Source organism: Roseovarius sp. YIN77, from assembly GCF_057219155.1.
In genome coordinates, this window is the sequence record NZ_JBXVVI010000001.1 from 150,251 (window position 1) to 162,483 (window position 12,233).

Genomic DNA, 12,233 nt, shown 5'->3' on the forward strand with positions numbered 1-12,233 from the left:
ACTTGCCAATAGAAAGCTTGGGGATCAAGTGCAAGAGTGCTGGCACATTCAGTGGTGATTCATTTCGCAGGAATCGGCCTGTCCGCCGCTTTCTGTTGTCAGGAATGTCGTTTTTGCATCCTAATCGCCGGTATGCACCAACGCCGATCACAGGCATCGTTTAAGATTGCTGGCAATGGCTTATGTCAATTAATCAGGAATTCAAAATGTCAGAAGCAGGATTGCGTCGTCGCGCAAGAGGAGGCGGAGGTGCCGCCCGCCGTGCAGAACGGACCGCCGTTACCATAGAAACCGCCAAATATATCGAACGCAACATTCCCAATCTGGAACTGTTGAACGAAGAGGCGTTGCAAATCATCGAAGAGAACGCAGAGCGCGTTCTGGAAGAAATCGGTGTCAATTTCGTCGAATGCCCCGAAGCGTTGGAGCTGTGGCGCGAAGCCGGGGCCGATATTGATGGCGAGCGTGTACGTATTCCGCGTGGCCTGTGCCGTGAGTTGATCAAAACCGCGCCGGGCGAATATGTACAACACGCCCGCAACCCGGAAAAATCCGTGCGTATCGGCGGCAACAGCCTGGTACTGGCACCGGTTTATGGCCCGCCCTTTGTGCGCGATACCAATGGTGGACGTCGCTATGCCACGATGGATGATTTCAACAAATTCGTGAAATTGGCCTATATGTCCAAATGGTTGCACCACTCCGGTGGAACGGTGTGCGAACCGACCGACGTGCCGGTGAACAAGCGTCACCTGGATATGCTGATGGCGCATATGACCTTGTCGGATAAGCCGTTTATGGGATCTGTGACCGAGCCCAGCCGGGCGCAGGACACGGTGGATATGTGTGGAATTCTGTTTGGTCAGGATTTCGTACAGGAAAACGCCGTTACCACCTCGTTGATCAATATCAACTCTCCGTTGACTTTTGACCCGATCATGGTCGGTGCGTTGGATGTTTATGCCAAAAACGGCCAAGGCTGCATCATTTCGCCCTTTATCGTTGGCGGAGCCATGGCGCCGGTTTCCGTTGCCGGAACGTTGACTCAGGTTCTGGCCGAGACGCTGGCCGGTGTGGCGTACAGCCAGTTGGTGCGCAAAGGCGCGCGGGTGATCATGGGGGCCTTTGTGACCTCGATCGACATGAATTCGGGCGCGCCCAGCTTTGGTACGCCAGAGGCATCCAAGATCTTGTACGGGGCTGGTCAGCTGGCCCGTCGTCTGGGTCTGCCGTTCCGTTCTGGCGGATCGCTGTGCGGGTCCAAACTGCCGGATGCGCAAGCAGCATATGAAACTGCAAACACACTGAACGCGGCGCTTTTGGGTGGGGTGAACTTTATGCTTCACGCTTGCGGCTGGCTGGAAGGTGGCCTTGTGTCATCCTTCGAAAAATTCGTGCTAGATGCGGATCAGCTGGGCGTATTGCACGGTATCGCAAAAGGCGTCGAGATTGACGAGAATGCGCAAGCTATGGGTGCGATTGCCGAGGTCGGGCCGGGTGGCCATTATCTGGGCTGTGCGCACACACAGGAGAACTTTAAAGCCGCGTTCTGGAAGACCGAAGTGCTGGATTACAAACCGTTTGAGACCTGGCAGGAAGAGGGTGCACGCGACAGCCAGCAACTGGCCGCCGCGCGAGTTGAAAAACTGATCTCTGACTATCAGCAGCCGGCCATGGATCAGTCGATCCGTGAAGCACTGGATGAATATGTGGCCAAGAAAAAGGCCTCTATGCCGGATGCGTTTGTCTGATCAATTGTCGGTGGCGACGTGATGCGTCTCTGCCAATAAAGCGATCAGCAATGAAACATGACGGGTGACGCTGTAACTGGCGTCGCCCGTTTTTCGTTTTGACTCCATGTCGCGTTCCTCATCAAACAAAAACGCCAGAACCCCGCGTGACGTGGTGGATATCGTGGCCCCCAACAGGGGCAGGAGATCACGGTCGCGCTGATAGGAGTTTTGGCCCAATCGCGCAGCCCGAAGCAACAGACGGGGGCGGCGCAGGTCTGTGAGTTTGGAAACGATGTCGGTCATTCTTGGTCCCTGAGTCAAAAATACCAGAGGACCCTGCACCATTGTCCGTGGTGTTGCGACAATAGAACAACCATAGGGCGATCGTTTCAGAATGCATTAGTGAATAATTACAAAACTCGGGAAATCTGGACTGTTTTTCCGTTAATGGAGATTAACAACCTATGATTGTGTTGCGTTCCGATAGCGAGAAACGAATATGAGTTTATCAGTCATGAAGCCTCTCTATATCTCTCAATCCGTTCTTGATGTCGGCCTGCCAAACTGGGTGCCAGTGCCTGCGCAGCGATATCTGTTGCATACGGAGGCAGGAGTTTCCATTCGTTCTTTGGCACGTGGCGCGGGATGCCATGCATCCACCATTTTGCGGCAAGTGCGCCAATTTGAGAACCGGCGCGATGATCTGTTGGTGGATGAGGCGTTGAAAGACTTGGGGAGCAGTCATTTTCAGATGCAAATTTTAAATTCCATAGAGGACAAAACACAAATGAGTGTTGCGATGCGAACAAAAACTGATGACCAACCGTCTGAGTTGGAAGTGAATGCCGTAAGGATATTAAGGCGTCTGAACGAAACCGGGGCGGTTTTGGTCGTGGCCAAGGAACTGGAAAAAGCCGTGGTCGTACGTGACCTGCCGGGGGGGAAATCGACACGGACAGCGGTGGTGGACCGGGAAACTGCACAGGCGATGGCGCTGAAGGATTGGATCAGCTGCCGTCGCAAAGGCAAGATCGCACAGTATCAAATTACCAGTGCCGGGCAGGCGGCGTTGAAAAGGCTTTCGCGACAGGCGGCCAATTCTCAACCGGGTTTCGAAGAGATGCAAACCCCCTTTGCCGAACAGCATCGGGTTTGGGGATCCAAACAGTTGGCGACGGGCGATGACAGGCCGGCGCGCCAAATCAGATACAATATCGCGGAATCGCCATTGGCGGCGCTGGCGCGGCGCAAAGACAAGAACGGCCAGCCCTATCTGTCAGATGATCTGGTGGCGGCGGGGGAGCGTTTGCGAGAGGATTTCGAAGTCGCGCAAATGGGCCCGCGTGTGGCGCAAAACTGGGAAAAGTTTCTGACCGGCGGCGATCGGGGCAGTTTTACCGGCGACAACATATCGTTGGACGGGCCGGGCGATGCGCGCGACAGGGTATCGGCGGCGTTACAGGCCCTGGGGCCAGGGCTGGGTGATGTTGCGCTGCGGTGTTGTTGTTATCTGGAAGGGATGGAAGCTGCCGAACGGCGCATGGGGTGGTCGGCGCGGTCGGGCAAAGTGGTTCTGAAGATCGCCTTGCAGAGGTTGAAGGATCACTATGAACGCACTCACGGTAAATACGGGCCGATGATTGGCTAAGTAGGAATAGAAAACGGCGCGCCGAACAGGGCGCGCCGTCAATGTTTCAGGATGCAGGCGACTTAGGCCAGATCAAACCGGTCTGCATTCATGACCTTGGTCCAGGCGGCCACGAAATCAGCGACGAATTTGCCCTGATTGTCGGACTGGCCGTAGACCTCTGCCACAGCGCGCAGTTGCGAGTTGGAGCCAAAGACCAGATCAACGCGGGTGGCTGTCCATTTCACCGCACCCGTTGCGCGATCACGGCCTTCGAAGGCATCACCGGCAGGGGCCCACTGCGTGGACATATCCAGCAGGTTGGTGAAGAAGTCATTGCTGAGCGTGCCAACACGGTCGGTAAAGACACCATGGGCCGATCCGCCGTGATTGGCACCCAGAACGCGCAGGCCACCAACAAGGGCGGTCATTTCCGGGGCCGTCAGGGTCAGAAGCTGCGCCTTGTCCAAGAGCAATTCCTCGTCCGACACGGTATATTTGGCCTTTGCGTAGTTACGGAAGCCATCGGCGTAGGGTTCGAGAACGGCAAAACCTTCGCCATCCGTTTGCTCCTGGGTCGCATCACCACGGCCCAATGTAACCGGCACGGTGACATCGTGACCTGCGGCCTTGGCGGCAGCCTCGACCCCGGCGGAACCTGCGATAACAATCAGGTCGGCCATGGACACGGATTTTCCGGAGTTTGCGCGGACCTCTTCCAAGGCGGACAGAACGCGTGCCAGCTCGGCAGGCTCGTTGGCTTCCCAGCTGTTTTGCGGGGCCAAACGGACGCGCGCGCCATTGGCACCACCGCGGAAGTCGGATCCACGGAAGGTGGAGGCCGACGCCCAGGCGGTTTTGACCAGATCGGACACCGACAGGCCAGAAGCCAGGACAGCGGCTTTCAGATCAGCCACATCGCCATCGGACAGGTTGGTGTCAGAGGCCGGGATCGGATCCTGCCAGATCAGCTCTTCCGAGGGGACCTCATCACCCAGATAGCGGGCGCGGGGGCCCATATCGCGATGGGTCAGTTTGAACCAGGCACGGGCAAAGGCGTCTGCGAACTCTTCCGGGTTTTGATGGAAGCGTTTGGAAATTGGGCCATAAATCGGATCCATGCGCATCGCCATGTCGGCGGTGGTCATCATGGTCGAGACCTTTTTGGACGCATCATGCGCAGCCGGGGCCATATCTTCCTCTTTCGGAGAGACAGGTTGCCAGATGTTGGCGCCCGCTGGGGATTTGGTCAGGTTCCAGTCATAGCCGAACAAGAGGTCGAAATAGCCGTTGTCCCATTGGGTCGGATTGGCGGTCCAGGCACCCTCGATCCCAGAGGTGATGGTGTCATCGCCATGGCCGCTGCCCTGCGACGACATCCAGCCAAAGCCCATCGCCTCGATCGGGGCGGATTCTGGTTCCGGGCCCACATGGGACGGATCGCCTGCACCGTGGGCCTTGCCGAAGGTGTGACCACCGGCAACCAGCGCAACGGTTTCTTCGTCATCCATGCCCATACGGCCAAAGGTGTCGCGGATATCACGGCCAGAGGCCAGAATGTCAGGTTCGCCATTCGGTCCCTCGGGGTTCACATAGATCAAGCCCATCTGAACCGCGGCCAGCGGGTTTTCCAGATCACGTTCGCCAGAGTAGCGGGTTTCGCCCAGCCATTCCTGTTCTGCGCCCCAGTAAACGTCCTCTTCGGGTTCCCACACATCCGGGCGACCGCCGCCAAAGCCAAAGGTCTTGCCGCCCATGGATTCGATGGCGCAGTTGCCTGCCAGGATCATCAGGTCAGCCCAGGAAATCTGGTTGCCGTATTTCGCTTTGATCGGCCACAACAGGCGGCGCGCCTTATCCAGGTTGCCGTTATCGGGCCAACTGTTCAGGGGGGCAAAGCGTTGCTGGCCGGTGCCGCCACCACCGCGACCATCGGCGGTGCGGTAGGTGCCGGCGCTGTGCCACGCCATACGGATGAAGAACCCGCCATAGTGGCCATAATCCGCTGGCCACCAATCCTGACTGTCGGTCATCAGGGCATAGAGGTCCTCTTTCAGCGCCTTAAGGTCCAGTTTTGCGAATTCTTCGGCATAGTTGAAATCTGCATCCATCGGATCGGATTTGGCAGAGTTCTGATGCAGAAGCTTCAGGTTCAGTTGGTTGGGCCACCAGTCCTGGTTGGTTGTTTTTTTTGCGCCCGAGAAAGGGCATCCGCTGTTGCCGTCCATGGTACCTCCGGTAAAGAGTTTTTAATGTTACGTGTTTGTTATTTGGAATGCGATCTGGCTTGCACAAGATGCGTGGCTGAATCGATTTATAATCATTCTAACTTCTTGTGTCATGGGTTCAATCGCTGATTTAGCGTTATCAAGGATTGGTGATCAGATTGGCGGGCATTGGCAGGGCGAATATGGACAATCCTGCTGACCCAGTTTAGGTGTGGGGCACTATTGGCAGGAGACACCATGACATCCCGTGATCTGAAGATTCCTTCGCAGCGCCATCCGGAAAAAGCGCATCGCCCAGAAAATGCGCCGCTGAAGAAGCCGAAATGGATCCGGGTCAAGGCGCCTGGTGGGCCGGGATACGCTGATACTCATAAAATCATGCGTGAACATAAGCTGACCACAGTGTGCGAAGAGGCCGGATGCCCGAACGTGGGCGAATGCTGGTCGCAGGGTCATGCCACGATGATGATCATGGGCGATATCTGTACGCGCGGCTGTACCTTTTGCAATGTGGCGACGGGCAAACCTGATGCGTTGGATGTGTTTGAACCGGGCCGGGTGGCCGACGCGGTCAAAAAGCTTGGCTTGAACCACGTTGTGATCACATCTGTCGACCGTGATGATGTCGAGGATGGCGGGGCCGAACATTTCGCCCAGACCATTCGCGCGGTCCGCCGCCAATCACCCGGTACGACGATTGAGATTCTGACGCCGGATTTCCTGAAATGCGATCCGTCAGTGGTTGAAACTGTCGTGAAGGCGAAACCCGATGTGTTTAACCACAATCTGGAAACCGTGCCGGGTCTTTACCCCGAGGTTCGCCCCGGCGCGCGCTATTTCCATTCGCTGCGCCTGTTGCAGCGGGTGAAGGAGTTGGACCCAACCATGTTTACCAAATCCGGCATTATGGTTGGATTGGGCGAGGATCGACAGGGTGTGACCCAAGTCATGGATGATATGCGTGCGGCCGATGTGGATTTCCTGACCATCGGTCAATATCTGCAGCCAACGACACGCCACCACCGGATTGATCGCTTTGTAACGCCAGAAGAATTCAAGGCCTATGAAAAGGCTGCTTATGGCAAGGGCTTCCTGATGGTGTCGTCCACGCCCTTGACCCGGTCGAGCTATCACGCCGGTGATGATTTCGCCCAGCTGCGCGAGGCGCGGTTGAAAAAGCTGGGGCAGGGCTGATCCACTCCCAAAAAAAGTGAGGCCCCGCCTGGATGGCGAGGCCTCTCAGGCAATCTCAGCAACCTAGGATCATTGAACCGGAGGGAGAGCTGAGGCATCGCCTGTGTTGATGCATTGCGGATGGCCAAACCCACCGGCGGAAGCCCCGTCCGCAATGTCATAGACGATATTGTCGGGACGGTCAGAATCGCCACTGACCCCTCCGGCCCCTGCGGATGACAGGTGATCCAGTCCCAGATTGTGGCGCACGCGCCAGGCGATCATGTGGTCCGCGCAGGATGTATCCCCGCTGAGCCCAACGCCGCCAATCACGCCGGTCGCATCATAAAGGCCCAGCCCGCCACCAAAGACATTCACGCCACCGACGGCCTCTCCGACCAGCGGGTCGTTGTGTTGGCCGAAGTTTTGCGATGGGCCCTTGAAGGCGACGGCCGGGTTAACCGGGTTGCTGAATTGAAGCCCGTAAAGGCTGCCACCCGGTTGAACTGCGGAAAACAGATTGGCCGTGGACAGGGCCAGACCATCGAGGCTGAAGGCATTGGCGGTGTTGGCCTTTTGCGCCGAAATCACCCGGCTTCCCGGCCATTGTGCCCCGCGATCCGCGCCCGATGAGGCCACCGCGCAGACCCGACCGTCACGATCGATGATTGTGGCCCACATATGCAGATCTAGCCCGCTGGCTTCATCCGCCACGGCGCTGTCCAGCGCGGTTTTCAGGGCGGCGTGATCTGGCAGGTCGTCGCAGCCAAAACTGCCGCCAGCAAAGGCGCTTGTGCCCAAAGTTACGGCCAGTGTGATTGTTGCAGTAAGAATATGATGTTTCATTATTTTCCCTCCGAGGAACGGCATTTGCCGTATGATCTGTTGTGTTAAAGCGTGTGCCTAGCGATGCGGTTCAACCATTCGCCGGCATCAACATCTACGGGCTAAGGTGTGGCCCAAAAGATGTCTTTGCGGGTTACCCCCAAATCGCGCAGGGCTGGATCATCGAAATCCAACGGCTTGGCGGTCTCGCGTCTTTGACGTTTTTCGGCCCAGCGGGCGGCCAGCCTGATGCGCAGACTGTTCAAAAACGATATGGGCGCTGGATGGCTCCCGTCCGCTGTGGCGGAGTAATCAAATACCGTCGTCATGTTATGTCTCCTTGGTTGTGGTTCGGAGACATCCGGATGTCGCATTGGACAATCGCGCATATTTATGGTTCAATCAAACGAATAGTATTTAGATGAACTATCAAAAATATTGAAAGATAAGCCATGACGATCCACACCAACGCCCGTATTCCGCTGCTTGATCTTGATTTGCTGAAAACACTTGTGGCCATTGCCGAGAGTGGGAATTTCTCTGCTGCGGCAGAGGCCGTAGGGCGCACGCCCTCCGCCATATCCATGCAGGTCAAAAAGATGGAGGAATTGGTGGGTCGGCCCTTATTCGTGCGCGATAGCCGCTCTGTTCGTCTAACACGTTCAGGGGAGATGTTGTTGGAACATGGGCGTCGTTTGCTGGCGCTAAACAGCGAAATGTTAGCCCGATTTGTGGCGCCCGAGCTGACCGGAGAAGTGCGCATGGGCACGCCCGACGACGTAGCAGAGCGGTTTTTGCCGGAAATGTTGCGTCGTTTCAGTGCCGAATATCCCGGAATTACTCTCAAAGTAGTGATCGACCATTCAGAGCGCATGATCGACATGGTTGATCGCGGCGAATTGGACATGACAGTAGTAACAACAGAAGCTGGTGTGCCCAATTCACAAGTGGCAGAGGTGATTTACCGCGAACCTCTGATCTGGGCCGGTCTGTCCGGGGGCGTGGCGATCGAACAGGATCCGCTGCCTGTGGCGATGTGGGAACCGATGTGCGTTTGGCGTAAAGTGGGGCTGGCGGCCTTGGATGAGCAAGGACGCGACTATCGTATCGTTTTTGAATGTTCCGAAGTCAGCGGGCAACGTGCGGCAATTTTGGCGGATATGGCGATTGCGCAGGTTCCTGTTTCCATCCTTGGCGGGCGTATAGTTGAAATTCCGACCCATCATGGATTGCCGGAACTGCCGCCCTATTCGCTGGGTCTATATACCGCTGACAACCCTACAGAACCGGTGATCGCTGCGATGAAGCATATTAAGCGATCCTTTTCCCACCGGCAGGCGTTGTCTTAGACGCGTATCTGTTTCAATCTGTTGTCTGGAACCCTTCAGCAGTGTTGGGAAATGAGGGGCAAGCGGATGCAGCAACAAACACAAACCACCCATGACGCCGAAGCGGATGCGCGCAATGATGCGATCAAGATATATGTCGATGGCAAGATCGTGTCGAAGGATCAGGCGGTGGTGTCTGTTTACGACTCGGGCTTTATGCTGGGGGACGGCATGTGGGAGGGAATGCGGCTCTATGACGGCGAGTGGGCGTTTTTCGATGACCATATGGATCGGCTGTTCAATTCGCTGAAATCTGTCTCTATCGATCTGGGAATGGGGGCTGAGGATATTCGCGACATTCTGGACCAGACAGCAGCGGCTAACAGCATGACAGGTGATGCCCATTGTCGGTTGATGATCACCCGTGGACGCAAAGCAAAACCGTTTCAACATCCGGCCTTGTCCAAATGGGGCCCGACCATTGTTGCGATTGTTGAACATTCGAAACCCGCGGAGAAAGTGCAAAGTCGGGGGATCAGGCTCGCCTCTGTCCCGCAGGTGCGGGGCCTGCCCACCAGCCAGGATGCCAAGTTTAACAGCCATTCGAAACTGAACTGTGTGATTGCCTGCCTGCAGGCCGAACAGGCAGGCGCGGATGAGGCGCTGATGCTGGATCCGCATGGGTTTGTGAACACCACCAATGCCTGCAATTTCTTTATTGTGCGGCGGGGTGAGGTTTGGACATCAACCGGGGATTACTGCATGAATGGCGTGACCCGGCAGAAGGTCATAGATCTGTGTCAGGCCAATGGCATCCCGGTGCGCGAAAAGAACTATTCGCTGTATGAGGCCTATGGCGCGGATGAGGCGTTTTTAACCGGCACCTTTGGGGCGCAAACGCCGGTGGCAGAGATTGACGGCAAACCGATTGGCGATGGTGACGGTGCCGGGCCGATGACGCTGCGGATCAGGGCGCTGTACAAAGAACTGATCGCGCAAAACATTGCGGAACAGAAATCAACGCGCGCGCGAAAGTGAAACAAATATTTGGTTTCGCGGATTTTGTATCCAAACCGTGAACGCTCGCCTCATTTTCATTCACGATACGTTAAAATTGCCTGCAAATTGAATGGGTAATGCCCGTATCCTGCCCCGATTTCGCCATCTTCGACAATCAACATCAACGTGGGATGGAAATGAGGAGACGGTCCAATGGATGCGATATTTCAGCTAAGCTTCGATGGTATATGTGTCAGTTTTCTGGCCTGTTGCGCCATACGTGAGCTGCTGATCCTTAGCCTGCCAGATCGCATCGCAGGACCCGGAGGAACATTGATAGATACCCGCACCGATATCTAATCACTGTCTACGCTGCCACCCGTATTCGGAAAAGCGCACCTTTGGGTGCGCTTTTCTTTGTCAGCGCTCAGATTTTGCCAGTGTTCCGTATTCCCCCCGGGCAAAGACCAGAGCAGGTTTTTCACGGGTTGCCACCTGTTCGACACGCCCGACGATAATCAGGTGATCGCCACCGTCATGCTGTGCGGCCAGCGAACATTCCAGCCGGGTCGCAAATTCGCCCAGCAGCGGCACGCCATGATGGTTCAGGCTGTAATCCAGATCGCCAAAGTCGTGACCCTGTCTGGAGAATTGATCACAAACATGTTTTTGATTCTCCCCCAGAATGTGAATGGCGAAATGTTGTGCCTTGGCAAAGGCGTCAAAACGCAAAGACGCGCGTGCGGGTGACCACAAGACCAGCGGCGGATCTAGCGAGACCGAGGAAAAGCTGTTTGCGGTAATACCCAGTGGGCCGATCGCGCTGTCGGTGGTGATGACGGTCACTCCGGTCGGGTAATTGCCAAGCGCACGACGCAAAGCAAGGGTATTGCCTGCCTCCGGTACAAAACTCGTCATGCGCGCTTCCTTCTGCTCTTGATGCGATGTATCGCTGATTGGGCAAAATGAAAACCGGTTTTGGCGAAAAATTCAGTCTGGTTTTGCTTGAATGCAGGGACAAAAGAGCAATGAAGCGGCCGAGGACAAAGGACGGGAACCTGTGGGAGGCGACAGCCGTCGCGGCGCCAGAAACGCAGCCGCTGCTGGCAGATGTCGATTGCGATCTGGTGATTATCGGGGCCGGGTTTACGGGCTGCTCTGCTGCGCTTTACGCGGCAGAAAGCGGGTTGTCGGTGCGGGTTCTGGAGGCCGAAACCATTGGTTATGGCGGATCGGGCCGCAATGTCGGTTTGGTCAATGCGGGCCTGTGGCTGACACCCGATCAGGTTGATGATCGATTGGGGTCAGAGGCGGGCGCGCGGTTGTACCAAGCACTGGCAGCGGCGCCCGATAAAGTGTTCGAACTGATTGAACGCCATCAGATGCCCTGTGATGCGATCCGCAACGGAACGTTGCATTGCGCGGCGTCGCCCAAACACCTTCGTGATTTGCAGGATCGGTGTGGGCAAAACATCAAACGTGGCGCGCCGTTGCAAATGCTGGACCGGGCGCAGGCCCAGGTTCGAACCGGCAGCGATACGTTTCACGGGGCACTGTTTGATCCGCGCGCGGGCACGATTCAACCCTTGTCCTATTGCCGGGGTCTGGCGCGCGCCGCTATTCAGGCGGGCGCGGTCATTCATGAACACTGCCCGGCAACCGGTGTTGCGGCGGGATCGCATGGCTGGCGTGTTAAGGCAGGTGGGCAGGAATTGCGATCCCGGTATTTGCTGATTGCGACCAATGCCTATCATCAGGCCGCGCGCGGCGTTGAGGCCCCCAAATGGGCACCTGTTCACTATTTCCAGATGGCCACCGAACCGCTGCCAGCAGAGCTATTGAAGGACATTCTGCCAGGGCAGGAGGGGGCCTGGGACACGGCGCTGGTCATGTCGTCGATCCGACGTGATGCACATGGGCGTGTAATTGTGGGCGGGATCGGGGATCCTTCGCATCATGCGGGCGGCGTTCACCGGGATTGGGCGCGGCGCAAATTGCGGCGGATTTATCCACAACTGGGCGGTGTTCGGTTAGACCATTGCTGGCACGGGCGGATTTCAATGACCGGGGACCATATTCCGAAACTCCTGCGGATCGGGGCGGGAGGTTACGCAGTTTTTGGCTATTCCGGGCGCGGGATCGGGCCCGGAACGGTTTTTGGCCGGGCCATGGCGCAGGTATTTGTCAGCGGATCAGAGGATGATGTGCCACTGAGCCCAATTCAACACTACAGGGAGAGGGCGCTGGGGCTGAAACGCGCCTATTACGAGGCCGGGGCGCTGGCCACGCATCTGATTGCGGCACGGAGATGACGAATTTG

Annotated in this window: 12 protein-coding genes; 7 read left to right on the forward strand and 5 right to left on the reverse strand. The window is 56.6% G+C overall.

Features of this window, described 5'->3' with window-relative positions; all coding sequences use genetic code 11:
* The first annotated feature begins 206 nt into the window (after nt 1–206).
* On the forward strand, nt 207–1,751 hold the full coding sequence (locus AC2D8P_RS00695) for a trimethylamine methyltransferase family protein (RefSeq protein ID WP_484699570.1): 1,545 nt from the start codon (nt 207–209) through the stop codon (nt 1,749–1,751).
* Here the strand turns inward: AC2D8P_RS00695 and AC2D8P_RS00700 are convergent, their stop codons facing one another.
* Nucleotides 1,752–2,036, reverse strand: coding sequence for a DUF6477 family protein (locus AC2D8P_RS00700; RefSeq protein ID WP_484699571.1), 285 nt, complete (start codon nt 2,034–2,036; stop codon nt 1,752–1,754).
* 196 nt (nt 2,037–2,232) lie between these two features.
* Here AC2D8P_RS00700 and AC2D8P_RS00705 point away from each other — a divergent pair, with 196 nt between their 5' ends.
* Complete coding sequence (locus tag AC2D8P_RS00705) at nt 2,233–3,381, forward strand: DUF6456 domain-containing protein (protein WP_484699573.1); 1,149 nt, start codon at nt 2,233–2,235, stop codon at nt 3,379–3,381.
* A 62-nt stretch (nt 3,382–3,443) separates the two neighbouring features.
* Here the strand turns inward: AC2D8P_RS00705 and katG are convergent, their stop codons facing one another.
* Nucleotides 3,444–5,588 (reverse strand): catalase/peroxidase HPI, encoded by a 2,145-nt coding sequence (katG, locus tag AC2D8P_RS00710; protein ID WP_484699575.1) that lies wholly within the window; start codon nt 5,586–5,588, stop codon nt 3,444–3,446.
* 237 nt (nt 5,589–5,825) lie between these two features.
* On the opposite strand from katG, the gene lipA reads away from it, so the two are divergent.
* Complete coding sequence (lipA, locus tag AC2D8P_RS00715; protein WP_484699577.1) at nt 5,826–6,782, forward strand: lipoyl synthase; 957 nt, start codon at nt 5,826–5,828, stop codon at nt 6,780–6,782.
* A gap of 69 nt (nt 6,783–6,851) precedes the next feature.
* Here lipA and AC2D8P_RS00720 read toward each other — a convergent pair whose 3' ends face one another.
* Nucleotides 6,852–7,607, reverse strand: a complete 756-nt coding sequence (locus AC2D8P_RS00720) for a heme-binding protein (protein WP_484699579.1) — start codon at nt 7,605–7,607, stop codon at nt 6,852–6,854.
* Between the two features lie 101 nt (nt 7,608–7,708).
* Nucleotides 7,709–7,915, reverse strand: a complete 207-nt coding sequence (locus AC2D8P_RS00725) for a hypothetical protein (RefSeq protein WP_484699581.1) — start codon at nt 7,913–7,915, stop codon at nt 7,709–7,711.
* Nucleotides 7,916–8,038: 123 nt separating this feature from the next.
* Here AC2D8P_RS00725 and AC2D8P_RS00730 point away from each other — a divergent pair, with 123 nt between their 5' ends.
* From AC2D8P_RS00730 to AC2D8P_RS00740, 3 genes are all read left to right on the forward strand, one after another.
* On the forward strand, nt 8,039–8,935 hold the full coding sequence (locus AC2D8P_RS00730) for a LysR substrate-binding domain-containing protein (RefSeq protein WP_484699583.1): 897 nt from the start codon (nt 8,039–8,041) through the stop codon (nt 8,933–8,935).
* Between the two features lie 66 nt (nt 8,936–9,001).
* A complete protein-coding gene (locus tag AC2D8P_RS00735) occupies nt 9,002–9,952 on the forward strand; it encodes an aminotransferase class IV (RefSeq protein WP_484699585.1) in 951 nt (316 codons plus the stop codon).
* 174 nt (nt 9,953–10,126) lie between these two features.
* A complete protein-coding gene (locus AC2D8P_RS00740) occupies nt 10,127–10,273 on the forward strand; it encodes a hypothetical protein (protein ID WP_484699587.1) in 147 nt (48 codons plus the stop codon).
* 60 nt (nt 10,274–10,333) lie between these two features.
* Here AC2D8P_RS00740 and AC2D8P_RS00745 read toward each other — a convergent pair whose 3' ends face one another.
* Nucleotides 10,334–10,831, reverse strand: coding sequence for a flavin reductase family protein (locus tag AC2D8P_RS00745; protein ID WP_484699589.1), 498 nt, complete (start codon nt 10,829–10,831; stop codon nt 10,334–10,336).
* A 110-nt stretch (nt 10,832–10,941) separates the two neighbouring features.
* Between AC2D8P_RS00745 and AC2D8P_RS00750 the strand changes: the two genes are divergently transcribed.
* Nucleotides 10,942–12,225 (forward strand): NAD(P)/FAD-dependent oxidoreductase, encoded by a 1,284-nt coding sequence (locus AC2D8P_RS00750; RefSeq protein WP_484699591.1) that lies wholly within the window; start codon nt 10,942–10,944, stop codon nt 12,223–12,225.
* The last annotated feature ends 8 nt before the right edge of the window (nt 12,226–12,233 follow it).